Annotated in this window: 24 protein-coding genes and 1 tRNA gene; 11 read left to right on the top strand and 14 right to left on the bottom strand. The window is 53.4% G+C overall.

The window, feature by feature from the left end:
- The first annotated feature begins 56 nt into the window (after positions 1–56).
- The 4 genes from pqiA (at position 57) to rmf (ending at position 4,003) form a co-directional block, all read left to right on the top strand.
- Positions 57–1,373, top strand: a complete 1,317-nt coding sequence (gene pqiA / locus JK621_RS07380) for a membrane integrity-associated transporter subunit PqiA (RefSeq protein WP_212560151.1) — start codon at positions 57–59, stop codon at positions 1,371–1,373.
- Positions 1,360–3,006, top strand: coding sequence for an intermembrane transport protein PqiB (gene pqiB, locus JK621_RS07385; RefSeq protein WP_212559248.1), 1,647 nt, complete (start codon positions 1,360–1,362; stop codon positions 3,004–3,006). Before pqiA ends, pqiB begins: the two co-directional genes overlap by 14 nt.
- Positions 3,003–3,560 carry a membrane integrity-associated transporter subunit PqiC gene (gene pqiC, locus JK621_RS07390; RefSeq protein WP_212559249.1) on the top strand — a complete coding sequence of 186 codons (558 nt, stop codon included), beginning with the start codon at positions 3,003–3,005 and terminating at the stop codon, positions 3,558–3,560. The genes pqiB and pqiC overlap by 4 nt, the downstream gene beginning before the upstream one ends.
- Before the next feature lie 272 nt (positions 3,561–3,832).
- Positions 3,833–4,003, top strand: a complete 171-nt coding sequence (gene rmf, locus JK621_RS07395; RefSeq protein WP_013812328.1) for a ribosome modulation factor — start codon at positions 3,833–3,835, stop codon at positions 4,001–4,003.
- Positions 4,004–4,066: 63 nt separating this feature from the next.
- Here the strand turns inward: rmf and fabF are convergent, their stop codons facing one another.
- The 4 genes from fabF to JK621_RS07415 all read right to left on the bottom strand — a co-directional run bounded on the left by fabF (position 4,067) and on the right by JK621_RS07415 (position 8,334).
- Complete coding sequence (gene fabF / locus JK621_RS07400; protein ID WP_212559250.1) at positions 4,067–5,341, bottom strand: beta-ketoacyl-ACP synthase II; 1,275 nt, start codon at positions 5,339–5,341, stop codon at positions 4,067–4,069.
- Positions 5,338–5,865: a winged helix-turn-helix transcriptional regulator gene (locus JK621_RS07405; protein WP_212559251.1), complete on the bottom strand. Its 528-nt coding sequence runs from the start codon at positions 5,863–5,865 to the stop codon at positions 5,338–5,340. The genes fabF and JK621_RS07405 overlap by 4 nt, the downstream gene beginning before the upstream one ends.
- Positions 5,866–5,995: 130 nt before the next feature.
- Positions 5,996–6,514 (bottom strand): bifunctional 3-hydroxydecanoyl-ACP dehydratase/trans-2-decenoyl-ACP isomerase, encoded by a 519-nt coding sequence (fabA, locus tag JK621_RS07410; RefSeq protein WP_004942787.1) that lies wholly within the window; start codon positions 6,512–6,514, stop codon positions 5,996–5,998.
- A 68-nt stretch (positions 6,515–6,582) separates the two neighbouring features.
- Positions 6,583–8,334: an AAA family ATPase gene (locus tag JK621_RS07415; protein WP_212559252.1), complete on the bottom strand. Its 1,752-nt coding sequence runs from the start codon at positions 8,332–8,334 to the stop codon at positions 6,583–6,585.
- A gap of 209 nt (positions 8,335–8,543) precedes the next feature.
- Between JK621_RS07415 and matP the strand changes: the two genes are divergently transcribed.
- On the top strand, positions 8,544–9,002 hold the full coding sequence (gene matP, locus JK621_RS07420; protein WP_126481688.1) for a macrodomain Ter protein MatP: 459 nt from the start codon (positions 8,544–8,546) through the stop codon (positions 9,000–9,002).
- Between the two features lie 96 nt (positions 9,003–9,098).
- On the opposite strand, the gene ompA is transcribed toward matP, so the two are convergent.
- Both ompA and sulA read right to left on the bottom strand, forming a co-directional pair.
- Positions 9,099–10,178 carry a porin OmpA gene (ompA, locus tag JK621_RS07425; RefSeq protein ID WP_212559253.1) on the bottom strand — a complete coding sequence of 360 codons (1,080 nt, stop codon included), beginning with the start codon at positions 10,176–10,178 and terminating at the stop codon, positions 9,099–9,101.
- Between the two features lie 358 nt (positions 10,179–10,536).
- Complete coding sequence (gene sulA / locus JK621_RS07430) at positions 10,537–11,043, bottom strand: SOS-induced cell division inhibitor SulA (protein ID WP_212559254.1); 507 nt, start codon at positions 11,041–11,043, stop codon at positions 10,537–10,539.
- A gap of 233 nt (positions 11,044–11,276) precedes the next feature.
- Between sulA and JK621_RS07435 the strand changes: the two genes are divergently transcribed.
- Positions 11,277–11,936: a TfoX/Sxy family DNA transformation protein gene (locus JK621_RS07435; RefSeq protein ID WP_212560152.1), complete on the top strand. Its 660-nt coding sequence runs from the start codon at positions 11,277–11,279 to the stop codon at positions 11,934–11,936.
- Here JK621_RS07435 and yccS read toward each other — a convergent pair whose 3' ends face one another.
- Both yccS and JK621_RS07445 read right to left on the bottom strand, forming a co-directional pair.
- A complete protein-coding gene (yccS, locus tag JK621_RS07440; protein WP_212559255.1) occupies positions 11,937–14,072 on the bottom strand; it encodes a YccS family putative transporter in 2,136 nt (711 codons plus the stop codon).
- 26 nt (positions 14,073–14,098) lie between these two features.
- Positions 14,099–14,551, bottom strand: coding sequence for a YccF domain-containing protein (locus JK621_RS07445; RefSeq protein WP_212559256.1), 453 nt, complete (start codon positions 14,549–14,551; stop codon positions 14,099–14,101).
- Between the two features lie 166 nt (positions 14,552–14,717).
- Between JK621_RS07445 and helD the strand changes: the two genes are divergently transcribed.
- A complete protein-coding gene (gene helD / locus JK621_RS07450) occupies positions 14,718–16,772 on the top strand; it encodes a DNA helicase IV (RefSeq protein ID WP_212559257.1) in 2,055 nt (684 codons plus the stop codon).
- Between the two features lie 33 nt (positions 16,773–16,805).
- Here helD and JK621_RS07455 read toward each other — a convergent pair whose 3' ends face one another.
- Positions 16,806–17,264, bottom strand: a complete 459-nt coding sequence (locus tag JK621_RS07455) for a methylglyoxal synthase (protein WP_212559258.1) — start codon at positions 17,262–17,264, stop codon at positions 16,806–16,808.
- Between the two features lie 122 nt (positions 17,265–17,386).
- Positions 17,387–18,058 carry a DUF2057 family protein gene (locus tag JK621_RS07460; RefSeq protein WP_212560153.1) on the bottom strand — a complete coding sequence of 224 codons (672 nt, stop codon included), beginning with the start codon at positions 18,056–18,058 and terminating at the stop codon, positions 17,387–17,389.
- Between the two features lie 259 nt (positions 18,059–18,317).
- On the opposite strand from JK621_RS07460, the gene JK621_RS07465 reads away from it, so the two are divergent.
- A complete protein-coding gene (locus JK621_RS07465; protein WP_212559259.1) occupies positions 18,318–18,731 on the top strand; it encodes a CoA-binding protein in 414 nt (137 codons plus the stop codon).
- 61 nt (positions 18,732–18,792) lie between these two features.
- On the opposite strand, the gene hspQ is transcribed toward JK621_RS07465, so the two are convergent.
- Both hspQ and rlmI read right to left on the bottom strand, forming a co-directional pair.
- Positions 18,793–19,110 (bottom strand): heat shock protein HspQ, encoded by a 318-nt coding sequence (hspQ, locus tag JK621_RS07470; protein ID WP_004942817.1) that lies wholly within the window; start codon positions 19,108–19,110, stop codon positions 18,793–18,795.
- A gap of 61 nt (positions 19,111–19,171) precedes the next feature.
- Positions 19,172–20,362 (bottom strand): 23S rRNA (cytosine(1962)-C(5))-methyltransferase RlmI, encoded by a 1,191-nt coding sequence (gene rlmI / locus JK621_RS07475; RefSeq protein WP_212559260.1) that lies wholly within the window; start codon positions 20,360–20,362, stop codon positions 19,172–19,174.
- A 91-nt stretch (positions 20,363–20,453) separates the two neighbouring features.
- Between rlmI and yccX the strand changes: the two genes are divergently transcribed.
- Complete coding sequence (gene yccX / locus JK621_RS07480) at positions 20,454–20,732, top strand: acylphosphatase (RefSeq protein ID WP_212559261.1); 279 nt, start codon at positions 20,454–20,456, stop codon at positions 20,730–20,732.
- A 3-nt stretch (positions 20,733–20,735) separates the two neighbouring features.
- On the opposite strand, the gene tusE is transcribed toward yccX, so the two are convergent.
- Together tusE and yccA are read right to left on the bottom strand one after the other, a co-directional pair.
- Positions 20,736–21,065 (bottom strand): sulfurtransferase TusE, encoded by a 330-nt coding sequence (tusE, locus tag JK621_RS07485; RefSeq protein WP_004942823.1) that lies wholly within the window; start codon positions 21,063–21,065, stop codon positions 20,736–20,738.
- 111 nt (positions 21,066–21,176) lie between these two features.
- Positions 21,177–21,836 carry an FtsH protease modulator YccA gene (yccA, locus tag JK621_RS07490; protein WP_004942825.1) on the bottom strand — a complete coding sequence of 220 codons (660 nt, stop codon included), beginning with the start codon at positions 21,834–21,836 and terminating at the stop codon, positions 21,177–21,179.
- A 228-nt stretch (positions 21,837–22,064) separates the two neighbouring features.
- On the opposite strand from yccA, the gene JK621_RS07495 reads away from it, so the two are divergent.
- Positions 22,065–22,152, top strand: a tRNA-Ser gene (locus tag JK621_RS07495).
- A gap of 801 nt (positions 22,153–22,953) precedes the next feature.
- Positions 22,954–23,451, top strand: a complete 498-nt coding sequence (gene tssB, locus JK621_RS07500; RefSeq protein ID WP_212559262.1) for a type VI secretion system contractile sheath small subunit — start codon at positions 22,954–22,956, stop codon at positions 23,449–23,451.
- The last annotated feature ends 26 nt before the right edge of the window (positions 23,452–23,477 follow it).

The following is a 23,477-nucleotide window of genomic DNA, read 5'->3' on the forward strand; positions in this document are numbered from 1 at the left end:
GCGCGCTGCTGCGGGCGGTATTGCCGTACCGGTGAGCAACGTTATTAAGGAGGAATATAGTGTGTTCCCACGACAATCACGAGCAGCACAGCCACGCAAAGCCTGCTGAACGGCAACAGGACAACCTGATGCTGTGCCCGCAATGCGACATGATGGTGGCGTTGCCGCCGCTGGCCTATGGCACAAAAGCGGTGTGCCCGCGCTGTAAAACGACCCTCAGTTCCCGCTGGGAGGAACCGCGCAAGCGGCCCATCGGCTATGCCATCAGCGCTTTGTTTATGCTGCTGCTGGCGAATATTTTCCCGTTTATCAATATGCGCGTTGCCGGTCTCGGTAACGAAATCAAACTGATCCAGATCCCGCAGGTGATGGTGGCGGAAGATTACGCCAGCATGGCCACGCTGTTTATGGTGTTCGTGCAGCTGATCCCGGCGTTTTGCATGTTGGCTATTATTCTGCTGTGCGCCAAGGTACGCATCCCTCTTCGCTTGAAAGAGTGGATGGCCAAGATGCTGTTCCAGTTTAAAACCTGGTGCATGGTGGAAATTTTTCTCGCCGGGGTTCTGGTCAGTTTCGTCAAGCTGATGGCCTACGGGGATATTGGCGTCGGCAGCAGCTTTGCGGCTTACTGTTTGTTTTGCTTACTGCAGGTGCGTGCCTTCCAGTGTGTGGATCGCCGTTGGCTGTGGAACGACATAGAGCCGATGCCGCGCATCGATCGCCCGGTGGCGGTGGGGCGGACCGGGTTACGCCAGGGGTTGCGATCCTGCCCGTGTTGTACGGCGATCCTGCCGGCGGAGCAGGCTCACTGCCCGCGCTGCCATACCAATGGGTATGTGCGTCGCCGCCACAGTCTGCAATGGACGCTGGCGCTGCTGTTTACGTCTATCATGCTGTATATTCCGGCGAATCTAATGCCTATTATGGTGACCGAGGCGTTGGGCAACAAAATCACCTCCACCATCATGGCCGGGGTGATCCTGCTGTGGGGCGAAGGATCTTACCCCGTGGCGATGGTTATCTTCATCGCCAGTATTATGGTGCCTTCGCTGAAGATGTTGGCGATTGGCTGGCTGTGCTGGGATGCCAACAGCAAACGGCAAGACAGGGCCGACAGCGAACGAATGCACCTGATTTATGAAGTGGTCGAGTTTGTCGGCCGCTGGTCAATGATCGACGTGTTTGTTATTGCCGTGCTTTCGGCATTGGTACGGATGGGACAACTGATGAGTATTTATCCTGCTACGGGCGCGCTGTTGTTCGCCCTGGTGGTGATCCTCACCATGTTCGCAGCCATGACGTTTGATCCCCGGCTGACCTGGGATCGCGTAAACGAGACAATAAAAAAGGAGCCGCAAGGTGACGGAAAATAATCATAGCGTCGCGGACGTTGAAAAGATCAAGCGCTGGTCGCCGGTGTGGATTGTTCCCATCGTCACCGCGCTGATCGGCGCGTGGATCCTGTTTTACCATTTTAGCCATCAGGGGCCGGTTGTGACCTTGGTTACCACCACTGCCGAAGGGCTGGAGGCGGGCAAAACCAAAATCAAGAGCCGTAGCGTCGACGTTGGGGTCGTCGAGACCGTGACGCTGAGTGACGACCTGAGCAAGGTGATGGTGCAGGCGCGGCTTAACTCTGGCATGGAGAAACTGCTGCGCCAGGATAGCGCCTTTTGGGTGGTTAAACCGCAGATTGGCCGGGAGGGCGTTTCCGGCCTCGGCACGTTATTGTCTGGTGCCTATATCGAACTGCAGCCGGGCAACAAAGGCAAAGACGGCAAGGATAACTACCAACTGCTCGACGCACCGCCGCTGGCCTCTCCGGACGCCAAAGGGCTGCGCATCGTGCTCGACAGCGAGAAATCGGGTCAGCTGAACGCCGGCGATCCGGTACTGTTCCGCGGCTATCGCGTCGGTTCGGTAGAGACCAGCTACTTTGATCCCAAGATGCGCGCGATGCGTTATCAGCTGTTTATCTCCGCGCCTTACGATCAACTGGTGACCAGCAACGTGCGCTTCTGGAAAGACAGCGGCGTGGCGTTCGACATGTCGGCGCAGGGCATGCGGGTGGAAATGGGCTCGCTGGCGACCTTATTCAGCGGCGGTGTCAGTTTTGACGTACCGGAAGGCTGGGATCGCGGTGAACAGGTTAAAGAAAAGACGGAGTATGCGTTGTTCGATAATCAGCGCAGTATCCAGGATTCGCTGTATACCGTACACAAAGATTACCTGATGTTCTTCTCCGATTCGATTCGCGGTTTGCAGCCGGGCGCGCCGGTAGAATTCCGTGGTATCCGTTTGGGGACGGTGTCGCAGGTGCCATTCTATAAAGAGGGCATGATGCAGCGGCTGGATAACGATTACCGCATTCCCGTGCTGATCCGCATTGAACCGGATCGTTTCCAGAAACAGCTGGGCGGCAACTTCGATATCGAAGGCCATCTGAAAGACGCTGAGTCACGCGGTATGCGCGCTTCGCTGAAGTCCGCCAACCTGCTGACCGGTTCGCTGTATATCGATCTGGATTTCTATCCGCAGGAGAAAGCCTGGAAAGGGCCGCGTGAGCTGTTCGGTTATCCGTTGATGCCGACCACCAGTGGCGGTTTGGCGCAGATCCAGCAGAAACTGATGCAGACGCTGGATAAGATCAACTCGATGCCATTGAATCCGATGATCAACGAAGCGACCAAAACCCTGGCGGAAAGCCAGAAAACCATGCAGTCGACGCAGAAAACCATGCAGTCGCTGAACGATATCATCGCCAGCAAAGAGATGAAGGCGCTGCCGCAGGATATGCAAAAAACCCTGCAAGAACTGAATCGCAGCATGAAAGGCTTCCAGCCAGGCTCCCCGGCTTACAACAAGATGGTCGGTGATATGCAACGTCTTGATCAGGTGCTGCGCGAACTGCAACCCGTGCTGCGTACCCTGAACGAAAAGAGCAACGCGCTGGTATTTGAAGCCGCGGGCAGTAACGATCCTCAGCCGAAGAAGGCCAATAAATGATGAAATGGATTCCGGTAGCCCTGGCGCTGTTACTCAGCGCCTGTAGCAGCACACCACAGAAAACCTACTATCAACTGCCGGCGTTGGGTGCGCCGGCACCGGCCAGTACCGGTACTGCGACGCGTCAGCTGTGGTTGGAACACGTCAGCGTGGCGGATTACCTGGCGCAGAACGGCGTGGTTTACCAGACCAATGACGTGCAGTATGTGATCGCTCAGAACAACCTGTGGGCCAGCCCGCTCGATCAACAACTGCAGCAGACGCTGGTCACCAACCTGAGCAGCGCGCTGCCAGGGTGGGTGGTGTCTTCTCAGCCGATGAGCAGCGAGCAGGATGTGCTTAATGTCACTGTCAGCGGCTTCCACGGCCGCTTTGACGGCAAGGCGATTATCCGTGGCGAGTGGGTGTTGAACCATCAGGGCAATCTGACCAAACGGCCGTTCAGCCTGGAATTGAAACAGGGCGAGGACGGTTACGATGCGCTGGTGCGTACCTTGGCGCAGGGCTGGCAGCAGCAAGCCCAGGTTATCGCCTCACAGGCGGGGCGTTTTTAGTCATAATTTGTACTAAAACGGTCTAATCCCTTCCGGCGAGAGATATTAAAACTTTTCTCCGGGAGGGATTTTTATTTTATTTCAATGAATTATCCTGTTTTCCAGCATATCAGCCACTTAGCCAATTCTACGGGCATAGCTCACAAATATGACATTGGCGTGAATTTTGCGCATTGATCTTCCCTTCATTTAGCGCTATTGCTTATACGTGGCTGCGCAAAAAGCAGCCATTGTTTTCTTTCCAACTGACCAAAAAGTGAGGGAAACGAGGCATGAAGAGACAGAAACGCGATCGTCTGGAAAGGGCGCATTCGAAAGGTTATCAGGCAGGTATTTTAGGACATCCGAAAGATCTTTGTCCTTATAAAACAACTGTGGACAGCCGGTCTCAATGGCTGGGAGGTTGGCGAGAAGCCATGGAAGACAGGGCTGTGACCGCTTAAGCGGCTCCCTGTCATAAAAAGGAACAACCTCCGCTCAAGGCGGAGGTTTTTGTTTAAGTCGTCTTACCCCTGCCAACGTTTCAGCAAGATACTCGCGTTTACCCCGCCAAAGCCAAAACCGTTCGACAGCGCATAGTTGATGACCATAGGCTGCGCTTTTTTCGCCACCAGATGTAGCCCCTCGGCTGCCGGATCCGGATTATCCAGGTTCAGCGTGGCCGGTGCGATCTGATCGCGTAGCGCCAGCGCAGTAAATATGGTTTCCAGCCCGCCTGCGGCCCCCAGTAAATGGCCGGTCGCTGATTTGGTAGAGGTCACTGCCACGCCGCCGTCGGTACCGAACAGGTGTTTAATTGCGTTGATTTCCCCCTGATCGCCCACTGGTGTCGACGTGGCGTGGGCGTTCAAATGCTGGATCTGTTCGGGCGAGACACCTGCCTGTTTCAGGGCAATTTTCATTGCGCGGTAGGCGCCGTCACCATCTTCTGCGCCGGAGGTCATGTGGTAGGCGTCCGCACTGGTGCCGTAACCGACAATCTCCGCCAGCGGCGTTGCTCCGCGGGCCAGCGCATGTTCCAGCGTCTCAATGACCAGCATACCGGCGCCTTCGCCCATGACAAAGCCGTCACGAGCGCTGTCGAAAGGCCGCGACGCTTTTTCTGCCTCTTCCGGCGGCGTAGTGGACATGGCGCGCGCGGCGGCAAAGCCCCCCAGGCTGACAGTGTCGATAGCGGCCTCTGTACCGCCACACAGCGCGATGTCAGCCTCATCGTTGCGAATCATGCGCACCGCGTCGCCGATGGCCTGTACGCCTGCTGCGCAAGCGGTAACGGGAGCGCCAATCGGACCTTTGAACTGGTGCTTAATCGACACATGGCCGGCGGCCAGGTTTACCAGGAAGGAGGGAATGGTAAATGGCGACAGGCGTTTGGTACCGCGACTGTCGGTGGTGCGCACCGCGTGGGCAATCGCCGGGAAACCGCCGATGCCAGAGGCGATCACGGTTGCGGTGCGTTCTTGTTTTTCTTCCGTATCAGCAACCCAGCCCGCTTGACGGATTGCTTCGTCGGCCGCCGCCATGGCGAACAGAATAAAGCGGTCCATTTTTTTCTGGTCTTTCGGCGCCACGGAAAGATCGGGATTAAAGCCCGCTTCGGCATCCTGTTCCAGAGTAGGAACCTGACCGCCGATTTTAACCTGCAAGTCGGCCACGACAGCTTCCGGAAGCGGACGAATGCCTGACTGGCCATTGAGCAGGCGCTGCCAGATAGCCTCTACGCCGCATCCCAGTGGTGAAACGGCACCCATGCCGGTAATGACTATACGACGACTGTTCATAGTGACTCCTTGGATGATTCGGGGGGTAATGCAAAATGATTTTGTTGCATCAGGGCTGCACGCCGACGTATACCGTCGCTTGCCGCCGGCCCTGGCGCTAAAGTGATGTGTTGCAATGCAATCGGCTGCCGGGTGGCGCTGTCGACCAGTTGCACGTATACCGGTTGTCCGGTACGACGATCGACCAGTTCGGCGGTAATGCCTTCATCGGCCAGATGCGTATTGCCCCAGTGAAACAGAGCCGCCAGCACCGGGAAAAAATCTTTGCCGCGCTCGGTGAGCAAATATTCATAGCGAACCGGCCGCGTCTGATAACGTTGCTTATGCAGAATGCCGCTCTCCACCAGATATTTCAGGCGGCGCGTCAGCATGGTAGGTGAAAGGCCGAGGCTTTGCCGGAATTCATCAAACTTCGATAGCCCATGAAACGCATCGCGAAGTATCAGGATGCTCCACCATTCACCGACGCGATCAAGTGAGCGTGCTATCGGGCATGGCGTGTTGTCAAAACGGGTTCTTTGCATGGCACACCTCTTAAGTGACTACAATAATTGTAGTTACTTGTTGGCCGTTATGAATGCGAGCTTTGCAGTTCGCGACAAGATAACGACGGGGAAAACAAACGGCGGCCGGGAAGGGCCGCCGTCACTGCGATTAGAACGCAGCAGTGTCCTTGAACAGGCCCACTTTCAGATCGCTGGCGGTGTAAATGACCTGGCCATCGACCAGCACTTCACCATCAGCCACACCCATAATCAGTTTACGGGTGATGACACGTTTGAAGTTAATGCGGTAGGTGACTTTCTTCGCGGTTGGCAGTACCTGGCCGGTGAATTTCACTTCACCCACGCCCAACGCACGGCCTTTACCTTCGCCACCCAGCCAGCCGAGATAGAAACCTACCAGCTGCCACATTGCGTCCAGACCCAGACAGCCTGGCATGACTGGATCGCCGATAAAGTGGCAACCAAAGAACCATAGGTCCGGATTGATATCCAGTTCCGCTTCCACATAACCCTTGTTGTGGGAGCCACCGTCTTCGGTCATCTTGACCACGCGGTCCATCATCAACATGTTACCTGCAGGCAACGGCGGGCCACCGGCGCCAAACAGCTCGCCACGGCCGGATGCTTCGAGGTCTTCTTTCGTATAGGAGTCGCGTTTTTCTACCATGTTCTCAGTAAGCCTTATTTTATTGAAGGACGCAGATTAGCTAACACGTGTACGCTGAACAAGTCCGATCAGCCGTGGTTGAACCAGTTGAGCCAACGAAACGGCCATGGCCAGCGCCGACGTTCCTGCGGATTCACCTGCGCAATTCGTTCCTGAATGGCCGCTAACAGATTCGGTTGCTGCTCATCAGAGTAGGGGTAACCGGTGAGTAATGGCAATGCTTCCGCGGCGCTGTCGACGGCCCACAGATGGAATTGCCCTTCGCGCACCGCATCGACCACGTCCTGGTGCAGACACAGGTGACGCACGTTGGTTGCGGGCAGAATGATGCCCTGTTTGCCCGTCAAACCACGACGCTGACAAACTTCAAAAAAGCCTTCGATCTTCTCGTTGACGCCGCCAATCGGTTGAACATTACCGAACTGATCGACAGAGCCGGTGACCGCAATCTGCTGGGTGATCGGTTGTAATGACAGCGCGCTGATCAATGCGCAGAGCTCGGCCAGCGAGGCGCTATCGCCATCTACTTCACCGTAGGATTGTTCAAACACGATTGAAGCGGAGAAGGGCAGCGGTTGATCCAGTTCCAGTTCGGAAATCAGAAACGCCTGCATGATCATCATGCCTTTAGCATGCAGGTTACCGCCCAGCTCGGCCTTACGCTCAACGTCGGTAAATTCACCGTCGCCCAGATGCACCACGCAGCTGATACGGGAGGGTTCGCCAAAGCTGCGCGGATGCCCCGGGTATTCCAGCACGGAGAGTCCGTTGATTTGACCGACGACTTCGCCTTCGGTTTCAATCAGAATTTGACCCAGTTCGATCTCATCCTGCATCCGTTCGGCCAGGTAGCTTTCACGCCACTCGCGCGCATTCAATGCGGCTTCAAAGGCTTTGGCCGTGATGCTTTCTTCTTCTGCGTACAGAGCGGCTTCAGAAAGCTGCTGACCGATCCACAACGGTGAGAGCGGCAAGTTGCCCTGATCGCCGCTGTAACGTACCGCCTGTATCATCAACAGGGGCCAGGCATCAGCCGCCAGCGAGGGCAGTTGCTGTTCATCGATAACCGTGTTGACGTAGCTGCACCACTGCACCATATCCTCGGCTTCGGTGAGCTGCAGGTCATCTTCGTATTCGCCATAGACGGCCTGCTCGCTCAGCTCCGGTTCGATATCATGAAAATCAGCAAGACCGTGGCGATCGCCTACCACAACCAGACGCAGTTCCAGCGGCATCGCTGGGATAGTGACCGGAAGCGGGCGCGTTTCATCGGGAGAAACCCAGTGGAACTGGCGTTGGGTGATCATTTGCTTTAATCGCAGCCAGAGCAGGGGCTGTGCCAGCAGAGAACGTGCCGACAGAATCAGTACGCCGCCGTTGGCTTGATGCACCAGGCCCGGTTGCAGCGAGATTTCATCATTGTGAATCCTGACGCAGCCAAACAGCTGTTCCGGCTCAACCCATTCCTGAAACACGCAGGCGCCACCGGCGGCAAACGGCTCATCACCGCGGCTGGCAGGTTCTACGCTTATCTTACTGCCCTGGATTACATAGTGGCTGCCTTTGAAAGCCGTGTTTTGTGGCTGCAATGGCTCAATCGCTCGGGCAATCAATGCCAGATACTCGCGGGTTTCCTGCGCTTTCAGCAACATGAAACGCGGTGGCGACTGTGGATGGCAAAACAGCGTCAGTGCATTTTCCAGCCGGGGCTGAATGGCGGCAAAGGACACTGGTGCCAACTGAGCGGCGGTATCAAATATCGCTTGATAAGGCGTAACGTCCGGCAACAGAGATTGCCATTCAAGTCGGTTATTGGTCAAAGTGTTAGATGCAATCGTCAAAAAGGGAAAGGGCGATTATACAAGAATAACGACAGCTTGATACATACAGAGTCACAGTTGGCATCAGGGAGTTTGACATCGCGCGACGACTGTGCAAAAAACAGTCTAAAATGGGGCGTAATTGCCGGGGAAATTCGGTGCAAAGCTGTTATGCTTAATAAAGTTACGCGGTCACTGAAGAGCTCAAGATGAAATATCAGCAACTGGAAAACCTGGAGAGCGGCTGGAAATGGAAATACCTGGTGAAAAAGCACCGGGAAGGTGAATCTATTACCCGCCACATTGAAAACAGTGTAGCTCAGGAAGCCATTGACGAGCTGCTTAAGCTGGAAAACGAGCCGGTAAAAGTGCTGACGTGGATTAGCAGGCATATGAATCCGGAACTTGATAACCGGATGAAGCAAACTATCCGCGCAAGGCGTAAGCGTCATTTTAACGCAGAACATCAACACACGCGTAAAAAATCTATCGACCTGGAGTTTCTGGTTTGGCAACGCCTGGCCGCGCTTGCTCGTCGCCGTGGCGTCACGCTATCAGAGACGATAGTACAACTTATCGAAGATGCCGAACGCAAAGAGAAGTACGCCAGTCAGATGTCGTCGCTGAAACAGGATCTGAAGGCGATCCTCGGCAAAGACGAAAAGTAACCTGCCCAGCAAGAAAAGGGCCGTTGTTGTAAAATTCAACGCCTATAGACGAAAAAAAACCCCGCATCGCGGGGTTTTTTACTAAGCAGTGGTAACTTAAGCCTGTGGCTGAGTTACAACGTCTTTGATACCTTTAACTTCGATCTCTACGCGACGATCTGGGGCCAGGCAAGCGATCTGAGCTTTAGTAGCACGGCCAGCTTTGTAGCCACAGGTGTTGCCAGTGACGGAATCAGCTTCGCCCATACCACGTGCAGAGATTTTGTCTGACGGGATGCCTTTAGAAACCAGGTAATCAACAACGCTTTGTGCGCGTTTTTCAGACAGTTTCTGGTTGTACTGGTCAGAACCAACTGCGTCGGTGTAACCCAGAACTACAACAGAACCGTCTTTAGGATCCATGGAGCTCAGCTGAGTGTACAGCTGGTCCAGAGCCTGTTGACCTTCTGGCTTCAGAGTTGCTTTGTTGAAGTTGAACAGCACGTCAGACTTCAGAGTGAAACGCTTGGTTTCAACAACTGGAGCCGGAGCTGGTGCTGGAGCAACTGGAGCAACAACATCATCCTGACCGAAACGGTAAGAAACACCCAGGCTCAGCATGGTGTTGTCTGGACGTGCGCCGACAGTACCTGCATCACCGATGTTGCTAACGAACTGGTAGTCCAGGCGAGTAGCCCAGTTTTTGGTCAGTGCGTATTCAACACCCACTGCAGCCAGCGGAGAAACGCCGGTATCGTGGTCGCTCAGACGAGTGCCATTGCCGTAGTTAGCTTTGGAGTCTGCACGCCATACCATACCACCCAGACGAGTGTAGATGTCCAGATCGTCAGCAATTGGGTAGCTCAGTTTAGCTGCCAGTTGAACGCCTTGTGCTTTGAAAGCACCGTTGTTCACGCTGCCTTTGTAAGGCATACGGCCAAGCCAGTCATAGCCCAGCTCGAAGCCCAGGTATTGGTTCGCCTGGTAACCCAGGAACGCGCCAGCACCCAGTTGATCTTTATGGTTCGGACCATTGCCGATACCATTCTGGTAACCGTTGCCGTAGAAACCAGTGTCATGGTACTGGGACCAGCCCAGTTTAGCACCGGTGTACCAGGTATTATCTTTTGGGGCGGCTTGCGCTACGGTAGCGAAACCAGCCAGTGCCACTGCTAATGCGATAGCTGTCTTTTTCATTTTGCGCCTCGTTATCATCCAAATAGGCAATGAGCTTTAAAGCTGTTTTAAGCCCTTGGTTAAATTCCTTCGCCAAGGTTTGAGCCCTCGTTTGTTACTCGGCCAGTTTTTCTGGCGTTATAGAGCAACCTTGGCGATGTAAAGTCTACAACGTGGCGCGAAAGTTACAAGTGTGATGTGATAAAGCTCTAAAAAAAAACGCAGAATCGTACATATTTACTAACACTAACCGATAAAAAATGGGGCAATTTAGTCTGTATTTTTTCGTGCGGAACCGCGGCAGGACTCGCTTTGCATCTGATCCACCAAAGGTTCCCTCCCAGAGAGATAAAAATGATGGGAAAAATCCTAAATTTACTTAATGATACAAAGAAGAGTGAATTTTTAGCGTGGAACACTGTCCCTGAGTCGGGTTTATGTCACGTTGCGGGCGCATAATGAACCCATAAGCGTTACCCAATTCTGCAGCGCGTCTTAATTTTAGCCGATCTTCTTCCGTAAGATCGGGCAACCATCCGAGAACTACACTGTAATTACCCGTCAAAAGTGCTTTTTCCATCGCTTCAACTGTGGCAAGCGGAGCAATTTGGCTCAGTTGCACCACTTTGTTGACAGGCAAACCGGACTGCTGTAACCACAATCTACTTAGTTTCTGTTGCGGGGTTAACCATAACAACCAGCGCGATTGTCTGCCTAACTGTTGCAACAGGGGCAGCAGTAGTTGTGCCACCGCGGGTTGATGCTCGTTGTAAACAAGTTCACTGATAAGGCCATTTTCTTTACCGGCATCCGTGTTTTTCGCAGCATTGTTCACCGCAAAAGAGGTGTGGCTGAAATGGGGTTTGTAGAGTGATTGAGTACGCATAAAGTATCCCGCCCGTAGTGTCACTGTATGTTTATACAGTATATCTAACGATGAGTAAGATCAACCCAAATTTTCGTAGTACCTCGCATAATTGCGATTATTTTTTATACGTACTGCTTTTATGATTGGCAGGACTGCGGATAGTGCGTATTTTTCTAATTACTTGTTCACGTTACTTTTATTTCATTGATGTGAGAAATAGTACAATTAGAACCTACACAAGGAGACGTTCTATGAAAGGGATATCAACAGAAAGAGTCAAACAGGCCAAAGCGTGCTTCTGCGCATTAGGGAACATTACTACACGCTCGCAGTTTGGCGGTTATGGGCTGCTGGCTGATGGCGTTATGTTTGGGGTGATAGCGGAAGGCGAGCTGTATCTTCGTGCGACGGATAGCCTGGAGCCTGCTTTTCGCGCCCGCGGAATGGTCAATATGGTTTACTCCAAACGGGGCGTACCAATCACCCTGCGTTATTATTGGGTCAATGAGTTGCTGTGGCGGGAAGGGGATGAGCTTATTGGGTTGGCGCGGCAAGCCATCATGGAGGCCTGCCTGGAGCTTCAGGTCAAAACGGATACTCATGGGCGGCTGAAAACGTTGCCGAACATCGATATTAACATGGAGCGTTTACTGTGGCGTGCCGGCATTCGCAACGTTTATGACTTGCGCTTGAATGGCGCCAAGCGCAGCTATCTCCGGCTGTTGCAACAGCAACGCAATTTAGGATTGCGGGTGCTGCTTTCGTTAGCTGGGGCGATTGCCGGTTATCACCATGCCGCTTTGCCCCTGGCCCTGCGCAATGAGCTAACCCAGTGGTTTGAACAGACAATGACTCTGCTTAACCATGGCCACACTCCAGGAATCAGGGGGGTGATGAAAAATCTCGCGTGATTATGCCGATTTAGCTATCTGCGTTTTTAGCGTCATGAGTTCCGGCAGCAGTTCAATGACCAGGCCTATCTGCTGCAATACCAGTTGCTCTTTGCTTTCTGGTTCTGGAGCCCCGAGTTGGATACGCTCAGTCAGGTTTTCTAACGCCTGAGCGATGCGGAGGCCGTCTTGCTCTTCCTGATGCAGGGCACCATCGACATAGCATACGGCATCGTTCAGCAACGCCAGCGTGGCGGGATTGTTTATACGTTCACGGTGTGCACCCAATGCGGAGATATAACTCAACAAGGTGTGGTTCAGGCATAGCAGGCGAAAAGCGGCATCCTGAACCACTTTATCGGCCTTGGGGTCGGCCGACATGTTTGAAATCACCGAGGCCAACTCTGCGTCGCTGTTGTGCGCATCCCGACGGGCGATACGGTACGGTAGACCATTATCTTTACCCTGATGGTATTGCACCAAAATCGCATCCAGATAGCGGCAGTTGGCGTTCAATGTTTTGTTCACCACGGCCGGCAATTGGCGGAATTTCCAATCTGGCCAGATAAAACTGACTGCTGCCCAAGCGATGGCGCATCCCAAAAGGGTGTCGTAAACGCGTGGTGCAGCCACTTCAAAGCCTTCACCCAGCAGGTTAAAACAGAGCAGTACCAGCAAGGTGATAAACATGGTCGCGTGCGCGTACTGAACGGTGCGAAAAGCAAAAAACAGGACGCCGGCAATGACGATCAACACCATCTGGCCTTCCTGTGAAGGCACAAAATAGAGGATCGGCAGGCCGATAAGAATGCCGGCAAGCGTACCGATAATACGCAGCGCTAGTCTGCGGCGGGTGGCATTGTAATTTGGCTGGCAAACAAACAGGCTGGTCAGCAGGATCCAGTAACCGTGTTGCATGCCGGTAAATTGGATGAAAGCATACCCGATACACAGCACCACCGACATGCGAATGGCATGGCGGAATAAGGCTGACTGGGGTGTCAAATGGCGACTAATCCGTAGGCGGATGTCGCTCCACCCTGTAAGCCGGTCATCTGACAGGCTGTTCTCTTCCGTCTGACCGTCGGCCAGCGCCTGTTCGGATTCGATATTTGCCAACTGTGCGTCAATCGCCCGCAAGTTTTTCAACAGGTGCGACAGTGCTTTGGTCAGCTCACTATTTTCCGGGGTGACGGCAACACGAGCCAAAGCTTCATCAATGCGGCTGAAGGCCGGCTCAAAACGCAGGTTGTGCTGGTATTTTTGCCGCAGTAGGATCGATTGCGCCAACTGCTGACAGGCGCGTGCTTGCATGGTGAGCAAGCGCTGGAAACGAAACAGGATATCGCTATGACGGAATTGTCGGCTCAGAGCCTGATATTGGACATGAGCGGAACTGGCGCGTTCATGAATATCCTGAGCTACAAAATAATAATGCAGGGTACGACGCGTACCGCGTTGGCCACGGTCGCCTTTCAGCCGCGTCAGCAATGAGACTTTGGCCTGGTTGAGAGTGGTCACCAGCGTGCTGTTGGCCATAGCTACATCCATCCAGGGCAGGTCCGCAGCATGCTCGGCATCGGGGTCAAACAGGTTAGCTTTGGCATCCAGATAATTTGCCAAATGCTCGTAACAGCGCGCCAAATTTTCCTGCAAAGGGCGAATAGGAAATATCAGATGGCCAATCAGCGTCAGCAGGTTGTACCACAGGGCGCCAACGATCAGCAGTATCGGTTGCTGATACCAGGCGTCATACATTGAGGCCCCAAGCATGGTGTAAACCGCGATCAGCAAGGCACCAAACGCAATGGTGGCGTAGCGTTGCCCCAAGGCCCCCAGCAGAATAAAGCCGCAGGTAGAGGTGGTCAGACCGAGGGCGAACAACCATGGGTAAGGAAACAGCAGTTCAATAGAGGCGGAGGCGATAAAAAAACATACCAGCGTGATCAGCAGGTTACGCAGCCTGCCGCTCAGGCGGTCATCCAGATCGGTCAATGCTGCCGCTACTACTCCCAGAGTCAGGGGAATAGTGAGTTTGGGAATGGCCAGCCACCAGGGAATGGCGGCTGTGCCGGCCAGCGCAATAAAAATACGCAGGTTATAAAGCAGATTGCTGTTGTAGGTATAACGACGTATTGCTGGTGCTAAAGAGAGCACGAAAAACTCCTCAGGCGGAGAAAAAATTAACGCTGTTGATACTGACGCCGGGCATTTTCAGTTCTGGCCTGTTGAGCCATCTCGACCGATACCACGCGGCGACCTACCGGCCACAGCGCGATGGCGGCGATTTTGAAATTGGCGATGCCAACCGGGATGCCAATAATCGACACGCACTGCACAATGCCGGCGGCAATGTGGGACAGGCACAACCACCAACCGAAGAGTATCAGCCAGACAATATTCAGCAACGAACCGCTGGCAGAAAGCAGCGCGTTGTTTTTTTCCGGATACAGCTCATTAACGTGAATGGCTTCGTTGCCGAAAGGCAGAAACGATAATTTGGTGATTTCCCAGCACGAGCGGGTCAGGGGCAGGGTAACAATCAATATGACGCTGAACACCGTTGCGACCAGCCAGCCAAAGGTAGTGAAAAAACCGCCCAACACAAAATTAAGAATATTCAGTACAGTACGCATAGTCGTCATTCTGCTCTAATGATGGCCAAACCGCGACGCGGTTGCGTTTGGTATCAAAACGCAAAATCTATTCTACCCTTTTTTTAGCGCTAGAGTGCCACTGCTTATCACAGGTAAACTGGCTGATATCCGTTATTTAATCTCAACATAGTCATGGCGCGCCGATATGGAACTTAAAGCGACATCGCTGGGGAAACACCTGGCTCAGCATCCTTATAACCGCGTGCGGTTGCTGCACGCCGGGGTTGAGGTGAGCGGCGAAAAGCATGAATATCTGATTCCTTTCAATCAGTTGATTCAAGTCAGATGCAAACGTGGCATCGTCTGGGGCGAGCTGGAGTTTGAGCTGCCCGATGAAAAAGTGGTACGTCTGCACGGCACCGAATGGCAAGAAACTCAGCGTTTCTACCATTACCTGCAACAGGCCTGGCAGCAATGGAGCGCCGAGATGAGCGAGATCAGCGCAGGCGTTTTACAACAGCAGGTAGAACATATCCAACGTATTGAACAGCAGGACAAGTGGTTCAAAAAGTCTGAGCTGGGCAAATTGCAGCAGCAGATCCGGCAGTCTTTTGGCGCCTTGCCAATGCCGGTAGCGCGGTTGGATGAGTTCGACAACTGTCGGAATGACTACCAGCTATGTCAGCAGTGGTTGCAGCACGGGCTACGCAGTGTGGGGCAGCGTAATCAGCAGTGGACAGAACGGATGCTGGAGACGTATCGCGATTTCTTCCAGACTATCGAAAGTTCACCGTTGAATGATTCGCAAAGCCGTGCGGTGGTCAATGGCGAAGACTCGGTGCTGGTTCTGGCGGGCGCCGGCAGCGGAAAAACCTCGGTGCTGGTGGCGCGAGCCGGCTGGCTGTTACGCCGTCAGGAAGCTGAACCCGGGCAGATATTGCTGTTGGCGTTTGGTCGCCAGGCTGCGGAAGAGATGAATGAGCGTATTCAGGAGCGTCTGGGCAACGTGGCTATTCAAGCCAAAACTTTTCACGCGCTGGCGCTGCAGATCATTCAGCAGGGCAACCGCAAGGTACCCGCAATCAGCAAGTTGGAAACCGACAGCAAGGCCCGGCGTGCTTTGTTGATTACCCATTGGCAGCAACAGTGTACAGAGAAAAAAACGCAGGCCAAAGGATGGCGTCAGTGGTTGATTGAGGAGTTGGAATGGGACGTGCCCGAAGGCGACTTCTGGCAGGATAAGCGCCTGGCCGAACGGCTGGCCGGCCGGCTCGAACGTTGGTTGGGACTGATGCGGATGCACGGTGGCAGCCAGGCGGAAATGATCGAACAGGCGGATGAAGAGATCCGCGACCTGTTTTCAAAACGCATTCGCCTGATGGCGCCGTTGCTGAAAGCCTGGAAAAGCGCGCTGAAAGATGAAGGGGCGGTGGACTTCTCCGGCCTTATCCATCAGGCGGTCCATATTCTGGAGAAAGGGCGTTTTGTCAGCCCGTGGAAGCACATCCTGGTGGATGAGTTCCAGGATATTTCGCCGCAACGAGCCCAGTTGCTGGCAGCGCTACGCAAGCAGAATAAGCAAACCTGCCTGTTCGCGGTCGGTGATGACTGGCAGGCTATTTACCGCTTTAGCGGTGCGGAGTTGACGCTCACCACGGCGTTTGCCGAAAACTTTGGCGAAGGCGCCCAGTGCGCGCTCGATACCACTTATCGCTTCAATGATCGTATCGGCGAGGTGGCAAACCGCTTTGTGCAGCAGAACCCGCACCAGTTGAAAAAACCGTTGAACAGCCTGAGTAAAGGCAATAAAAAATCGGTGGTGATTTTACCGCATGAGCAGTTGGAGAACCTGCTCGACAAGCTGAGCGGTTACGCCAAGCCGGATGAGCGCATTCTGGTGCTGGCGCGTTATCATCACCTGAAACCGGAAGTGCTGTCGAAAGCGGCGACCCGGTGGCCAAAACTGACCCTCGAGTTTATGACTATTCACGCCAGCAAAGGGCAGCAGGCGGAGTATGTGATCATCGCCGGTTTGCACGAAGGCAACGATGGTTTCCCTGCGGTAGCGCGTGAGTCGGTGCTGGAGGACGTTTTGTTGCCGCAACCGGAAGATTTCCCGGACGCAGAGGAGCGGCGGTTGCTGTATGTCGCGCTGACGCGCGCCAAGCATCAGGTCTGGCTATTGCAGGATCGCGAACGTCCGTCGGTGTTCGTTGAGCATTTGCAGGATCTCGGCGTGCCGCTGCAGAAAAAACCTTAAGTTCAGGGCCTGGTGTTTGCCAGGCCGCAATCACTACTTCAGGCGATCCTGCAAATAACGTTGATAATCTGGAATGGCAATTTCCACTTCGCTTTTAAACAGCGAAGAATCAATCAGGAAATCTGCGGTGGAACGGTTGGTGGCGACGGGAATATTCCATACCGTAGCCAGGCGCAGCAGGGCTTTTACGTCCGGATCATGGGGTACCGCATTCAAGGGATCCCAGAAAAAAATCAGTATATCGATTTTACCTTCCGCAATCAGTGCGCCGACCTGCTGATCGCCGCCCATCGGGCCGCTCAGCATGCTTTGTACCGGAATGCCACTGGCCCGCTGGATCAGGTTACCGGTGGTGCCGGTGGCGTACAACTGATGCTGCTCCAATACGGATTTATTGTCTTCAACCCACTTGAGCAGGGCTTGCTTGCGATGATCGTGTGCCACCAAGGCAATGTGTTTGCGCACAGCGATAGTGCGGGTAGTAAATTCCATCTCGATGTCCTTCGCTAATCGGGGGGATGTGCGACAGATTACTGAAACTGTTTTTCACTGCCTAGCGTTTACACCGGAAAATGCGAAGAAAGCGTGCCTTTGTGTAAAAGGCGCCGCTCATCCTAGTGGGTGGCCTGTTTATTCGCCCATTGCAGGAAACGTTTCTGGGTGTCTTTATCCGCCTGTTGGAACCAGTATTGCAGCATTTGTTCGGAAACGTTTTCACCTTTCAGCGTCACCGTAGGGGCGTTTAATGCCGTGCTGCCCAGCGGGGAGGGCGCCGTGCCGGCACGCACCTGCGCGAAGGACGGCACCGAGGCTGGGCGATTCTGACTGTTGTAATCTGCCATCAGTTTTTCCAGATCAACATTGAGCGTCACGCCATCGGGGTGCAGCACGTCATGTCTCATCGTCAACGCGTTGCCTTTTTTATCAATAACCTGGTAATTAAGCGTTTTATCAAACCTTTGGCCATCACGCACATTCTCAATGCGTGGCAACTCGATGGCTACGGAGCTGACATTTTGCGTATTGAAGGTGGCGATAAGCGGTGGTGAGGCATAGGCCGTGACCTCATGCTGGCCCGAGCGAACAGGTTTGACGACTTTAAACAGCAACTGATGCTGCCCTCCATCCAGCTCCAGGCTGTCGGCGCCTTTTAACAACGATCCCGTCATTTTCTTGCCATCAACCACCAGCAGGTCGATATCAGGGGAGAGTCTCAGGGTCGTAGCTGCGGCAGGCATGCTGATACTGATGCTGAGCAGCCCTGCAACCATCAGACCAAATTTCATCGTTATCTCCTTATAAGTGGCATCGTAATCAGTGTTGAATACGCCATGGATTACGTCAGAATTTTTCATAATTATGCATTTTTTTACAAACACACATATTTATATTTATTTTGACATCATTCGCCGAGTAAATGGTAGCTGTGACAGCATCAGACCGCAAAAGTCGCAGGGAGTTTCCGGGGTATCGAGTTTCGTCGATTCAAGGTCAATGAGTTACACTCTTCACAGGGGAATCCCTGTCAACTATTGGGAGCGGAAAATGCAAGACAACGAAATTGCCAGCCTGCTGCAACAGGTGAAAACCATTGCGCTGGTGGGTGCCAGCGATAATCCGGCGCGTGCCAGCTTTGGCGTGATGGCCTATTTGCTTGCACAAGGGTACCAGGTGATACCGGTTAGCCCCAAGCTGGCGGGGCAGACGCTCCTGGGCCAGCAGGTTTATGCGAAGCTGGCGGACATTCCGCACCCGATCGATATGGTTGACGTATTCCGTAATTCAGAGGCTGCATACGCGGTGGCGCAAGAGGCTATTGCCATCGGTGCCAAGGCGTTGTGGCTGCAAATTGGTGTGATTAATGAACAGGCAGAGGCATTGGCGAACGACGCGGGGCTCAAGGTGGTGATGGATCGTTGCCCTAAAATCGAAATCCCGCGTCTGGGCCTTGAGCGCTGAGCAAAATAAAGGCCTGGCACGATGCCAGGCCTTTAAGGCGGGTTTCTCAGGCCATTACGCATCAGTTGCGCAGGCGCGGTGCTTGTAACTGGTGACGGATGGATTCCGCCAGTTCATCCAGCGAGGGTTGTTCAGGGTGGGCGTCTTGGGCTTCCCCATCCAGCTGCGCTTCCGCCAGGTAGGTATGCACCGGTTGGCCTTCTTCGTCTTCCATCACCACGTGGTACCAAGGGGCGAACCGCAGATCGGTATTCGCCGCTATCTCATCAGCTTTGGGCTGCTCGAGGGAGTATTCAGGGTCGATATCGATAATTACCCCCAAATACCCCAGCAACTTATGCCGAACCTGTTGTCCGATACCGAATTTGCTGGCAATCATGATGACCTCCTGAGAAACAGTGCGTTGCTCTCTATATGAGGGCAACGCAGCGTATTTCAAGTTACATCACCCGGCACGCAAACCCTTTCAAGTACAAGCCTTCAGGATAGGTTGCGATAACCGGGTGATCGGCAGCCTGACGGTACTGCTCTATAAATTGTACATCACGCCCGGCATCTACAGCGGCGTCGGCCAAAATTTTCTGGAACAAATCGGTTGGCATCAGGCCGGAGCAGGAGAAACTGAGCAAAATGCCGCCCGGGTTGAGCAACTGCAACGCCAGCATATTGATATCTTTATAGCCGCGGCAGGCACTGGCCAGTTGGTTTTTGTTTTCGACGAACTTCGGTGGATCCATAATGATCAGGTCGAATTTTTCACCCTGCGTACGGTAGGTGCGCAGCAACTGGAATACATCCTCGCGCACAAACTCCGCTTTGCTCAGGTCCAACTGGTTCAGCTCGACGTTCTGCTTGGCGACATCCAGCGCTGCCTGTGATGTATCTACACTGATCACCTGTGAACAACCCCCCATCAGGGCTGAAACGGCGAAGGCACCGGTGTAGGAGAAACAGTTGAGTACGCGGCGGCCGGCGGAATAATTGCGTGCCGCCAGGCGGCTGTCGCGCTGATCGAGGTAAAAACCGGTCTTGTGGCCTTGCTGGATATCCACCAACAGCTTCATGCCGTGTTCGGTAATGGGCAGCAGAGCAGGGGGAAGATCGCCCAGCACCGGCCCCTGAGCCAAAGGCAAACCTTCTTTTTTACGCACGGCTACGTCTGAACGATCGTAGATTGCGCATTCCGGATAGCAATGCTGCAAGGCGGTAATCAGCGCCGCGCGTTGGTATTCGGCGCCGGCAGACAGCAATTGCAGGACCAGGAAATTCTGGAAGCGATCGATGGTAACGCCTGGCATACCATCAGATTCGCCGGCAATCAGACGATAACCATCCAGCCCATCACGTTTCGCAACCCAATCACGCCAGTTTTGTGCCTGCTGTAAGCGGCGGACAAAGAAGTCGATGTTAATCTCTTCGTCCTGCTGGAATGTCCAGACACGAGCGCGGATCTGCGACTCAGGCGAGTAGGCACCGCGCGCCAACCATTTGCCCTGGGCGTCGTGAATATCAATGGTCTCGCCAGAAAGAGCTTTACCTTCAATACGTTGAACGGCACCGGAGAATACCCATGGGTGGCGACGGAGTAAGGATTTTTCACGTCCTTTGGCGAGAAACAGGCGTACGGTCATAATTAAGAATGCTGCCAGCTAGGTAAAAAGAGTGACATCGCCGTGCGGCGCACAGGCAATACCATAAACGAAAGTTGATAAGGAGCGGATTATGACACAAGTTTGCATTGCTGCGTATGTCTATGGCGTGGTGCAAGGGGTGGGGTTTCGCTATAGCACCCAGCATCAGGCGACGGCGTTGGGGTTAAGCGGTTATGCGCGCAACCTTGATGACGGCAGCGTCGAAGTGGTGGCCTGCGGCGAACAACCGCAGGTGGATAAGCTGGTGGAATGGCTGAAGAACGGTGGCCCGCGCAGCGCACGTGTCGATCGCGTTTTGGTAGAACCCCGCGGCGCGGCAGATTACCAGGGTTTCGGTATCCGCTATTAAGGTTTAGATGCATTTTACCGGTTTTGGCAGGCCGGCGATTTTGGTTGCCTGCTTGGCCGGGCCTTTTGGAAACAGGCGATACAGGTAACGACTGTTGCCTTTCTCTTCACCGTATTTCTGCGCCATGGCTTTCACCAGCATGCGGATTGCCGGTGAAGTATTAAATTCCTGGTAAAAGTTGCGCACGAAGCGCACCACTTCCCAATGCGCCTCGCTTAGCGTTATCTCTTCCTGTGCAGCCAGCAGCGGCGCCAGGCCCTCATGCCAGTCTGCGCTGTTTTTCAGGTAACCTTGCGCATCAGTTTCAATAATCTGGCCTTCAAACTCCAACATACTGCCTCGACAATGAATGATTCAGAACGGCAGCCAGTTTAACAAATTTCTGGCTGTCGCAAAAAACAAAACCCCGCCGAGGCGGGGTTTGAGTGTTCGGCAAGCGTTGACTCAGTTGCTGCGCGCGAAGCCCAGAATGCTTAACAGGCTGATGAACATGTTGTACAGCGACACGTACAGGCTGACGGTGGCGCGGATGTAGTTGGTCTCGCCGCCGTGGATGATATTGCTGGTTTCCCACAGGATTGCGCCGGCGGAGAACAGGATAAACAGCGCACTGATCGCCAGATGCAGAGCTGGAATTTGCAGGAACAGGTTAGCGATTACCGCGACCAGCAACACCACAAAGCCTGCCATCATCATCCCGGACAGGAATGACATATCCTTGCGCGTGGTCAGCACGTAGGCCGAACAGCAGAAGAACACCACGGCGGTGCCGCCCAGCGCCAGCATGATCAGATCGCCGGCCCCGGTATTAATGAACGAGCTGAGGATTGGACCCAGCGCATAGCCCATAAAACCGGTCAGCGCGAACGCCGCCAGAATGCCCGCCGGGCTGTTCGCCAGTTTGTGGGTCAGGAACATCAAACCATAGAACCCGACCAGCATCAGCAACAGGCCCGGCGCCGGCAGCCCCAGCATGGTGCTGGCGGTCGCGGTCAGCGCCGAAAACGCCAGCGTTAACGAAAGCAGGAAGTAAGTATTGCGCAGAACTTTATGCGTGCTGAGCAACGAGTCGCGCGAGGAGGATGAGACGACAATGCGGTCCATAATGATCTCTCTTATCAGGTCATCACAAAATTAGTTTCGATGATAGGCAGCGCAAGCATTTGATTAAAGTTTGTTTACCAATCTTTACCCTTAGTTATCATTGCTGCCACCCTGAGCTGCCGTTGGCGGTTTATTCAACGTTCGCGCGCCAGATGCTGTTTTTTCGTTCGGTTGAGCGGTAATGGGCTTTACAAGCGGATCGGCTCTGTTTATAGTTCGGCTCGTTGCGGAGGGGTGGCCGAGTGGCTGAAGGCAACGGTCTTGAAAACCGTCGACGGGAAACCGTTCCAGAGTTCGAATCTCTGCTCCTCCGCCATACATTCTGACCCCGTGCTCTTCGAGCGCGGGGTTTTTTGTATGTGACGTGCCGAAATGCTCCATAACCGTCGATCTTCCGCTTTCCTGCCACTGCGCACGCCCCCTCTTGGTGAAATTTCTTACCGACTTTGTAATCTCAGAACATGCCTTTTCACACACTAACAATGCTGCGCTCAAACACCCTTTGCCGGTATTGGGGGGCTCCCTGCGCCCTGAATTCAAGCTTATTTCAGGTGCGGAATGATAATAATTTTTTAATGGATTAATTAAGAATGATAAGCGATAAGAATGTTTTTTTGTTTTTCCTTCGATGAAAGGAAAAAAGAAGGGGCATCAATGTCTGATTTTTCGAGAAAAGCTCAAAATCGGAAACTTCTTGCTTTCGGGTTAATGCCATTCAATTTTTAAACTCAAACCAATTTGATCATTTATCACTCAGCCTTGCGCTGTGCGACTTGTAAGGGTTTTTGTCAGAAATTTCTTATAAATCATATCTGTGTCAGGTTTTTTTTAAATGACGCCAAGGTAACATTTGGTTACATATATTGGTTTTCCATTACTTAGCTGATGTTTTTACACTTCAATCAATAGGCAATTTTCCGAAATTATTGGTTTTCGGATAAAGACCTAAAAATACTGTGTCATGCTCGCTAGTGAATGGAATGCGCTCGCTTTTGACCCCAGTTTTGATTTGCGCCGGATGGTGCGAGTAGGGATGCTGTTTCGGCAAGGTAAGCCTTTCTTATTAATTTCTCAGTGGCATTGACCAATTCTATCATTCCATAGAACAGGTACAGCCATGTCTAGCTCCTATCAGTCCGAGATCCCCAAGGCCCGCGTCAATATCCAGTTAAGCCTGCATACGGGCGGCGCGCAGAAAAAAGTCGAATTGCCCCTCAAGCTGATGGTCGTGGGGGACTACAGCAACGGTGCTGAGCAACGTCCGGTGTCGGAGCGTGAAACTGTCAGCATCAATAAAAACAACTTCGACAATGTGCTGGCCGAGTTTTCCCCCTCAGTGAACCTTTCCGTAGAAAACACCCTGGCCGGTGATGGCAGCGAAGAGAACGTCGTAATTTCCTTCAATGAAATGAAAGACTTCGAGCCTGAACAGGTGGCCGTTCAGATACCTCAGTTGAAGGCGATGCTCGCTATGCGCAACTTGCTACGCGATCTGAAAGCCAATCTTTTAGACAACCAAACCTTCCGAAAAGAGCTGGAAAAAATCCTGCTCGACCCGGCGCTGAGCGCCGAACTGCGCACAGAGCTGTCTGCCCTGGCACCGAAGCAAGCCTAACGGTCGTGATGTTTAACGGATTAACG

It is taken from the genome of Serratia plymuthica (genome assembly GCF_018336935.1).
Taxonomy (GTDB): Bacteria; Pseudomonadota; Gammaproteobacteria; order Enterobacterales; family Enterobacteriaceae; genus Serratia; species Serratia plymuthica_B.

What these genes read in the sequence shown, in the direction of transcription:
- pqiC (WP_212559249.1), top strand. Translation starts at nt 3,003, where the DNA reads ATGATGAAATGGATTCCGGTAGCCCTGGCGCTGTTACTCAGCGCCTGT.
- rmf (WP_013812328.1), top strand. Translation starts at nt 3,833, where the DNA reads ATGAAGAGACAGAAACGCGATCGTCTGGAAAGGGCGCATTCGAAAGGT.
- fabF (WP_212559250.1), bottom strand. Translation starts at nt 5,341, where the DNA reads ATGAACAGTCGTCGTATAGTCATTACCGGCATGGGTGCCGTTTCACCA.
- JK621_RS07405 (WP_212559251.1), bottom strand. Translation starts at nt 5,865, where the DNA reads ATGCAAAGAACCCGTTTTGACAACACGCCATGCCCGATAGCACGCTCA.
- fabA (WP_004942787.1), bottom strand. Translation starts at nt 6,514, where the DNA reads ATGGTAGAAAAACGCGACTCCTATACGAAAGAAGACCTCGAAGCATCC.
- matP (WP_126481688.1), top strand. Translation starts at nt 8,544, where the DNA reads ATGAAATATCAGCAACTGGAAAACCTGGAGAGCGGCTGGAAATGGAAA.
- ompA (WP_212559253.1), bottom strand. Translation starts at nt 10,178, where the DNA reads ATGAAAAAGACAGCTATCGCATTAGCAGTGGCACTGGCTGGTTTCGCT.
- sulA (WP_212559254.1), bottom strand. Translation starts at nt 11,043, where the DNA reads ATGCGTACTCAATCACTCTACAAACCCCATTTCAGCCACACCTCTTTT.
- JK621_RS07435 (WP_212560152.1), top strand. Translation starts at nt 11,277, where the DNA reads ATGAAAGGGATATCAACAGAAAGAGTCAAACAGGCCAAAGCGTGCTTC.
- JK621_RS07445 (WP_212559256.1), bottom strand. Translation starts at nt 14,551, where the DNA reads ATGCGTACTGTACTGAATATTCTTAATTTTGTGTTGGGCGGTTTTTTC.
- helD (WP_212559257.1), top strand. Translation starts at nt 14,718, where the DNA reads ATGGAACTTAAAGCGACATCGCTGGGGAAACACCTGGCTCAGCATCCT.
- JK621_RS07455 (WP_212559258.1), bottom strand. Translation starts at nt 17,264, where the DNA reads ATGGAATTTACTACCCGCACTATCGCTGTGCGCAAACACATTGCCTTG.
- JK621_RS07460 (WP_212560153.1), bottom strand. Translation starts at nt 18,058, where the DNA reads ATGAAATTTGGTCTGATGGTTGCAGGGCTGCTCAGCATCAGTATCAGC.
- JK621_RS07465 (WP_212559259.1), top strand. Translation starts at nt 18,318, where the DNA reads ATGCAAGACAACGAAATTGCCAGCCTGCTGCAACAGGTGAAAACCATT.
- hspQ (WP_004942817.1), bottom strand. Translation starts at nt 19,110, where the DNA reads ATGATTGCCAGCAAATTCGGTATCGGACAACAGGTTCGGCATAAGTTG.
- rlmI (WP_212559260.1), bottom strand. Translation starts at nt 20,362, where the DNA reads ATGACCGTACGCCTGTTTCTCGCCAAAGGACGTGAAAAATCCTTACTC.
- yccX (WP_212559261.1), top strand. Translation starts at nt 20,454, where the DNA reads ATGACACAAGTTTGCATTGCTGCGTATGTCTATGGCGTGGTGCAAGGG.
- tusE (WP_004942823.1), bottom strand. Translation starts at nt 21,065, where the DNA reads ATGTTGGAGTTTGAAGGCCAGATTATTGAAACTGATGCGCAAGGTTAC.
- yccA (WP_004942825.1), bottom strand. Translation starts at nt 21,836, where the DNA reads ATGGACCGCATTGTCGTCTCATCCTCCTCGCGCGACTCGTTGCTCAGC.
- tssB (WP_212559262.1), top strand. Translation starts at nt 22,954, where the DNA reads ATGTCTAGCTCCTATCAGTCCGAGATCCCCAAGGCCCGCGTCAATATC.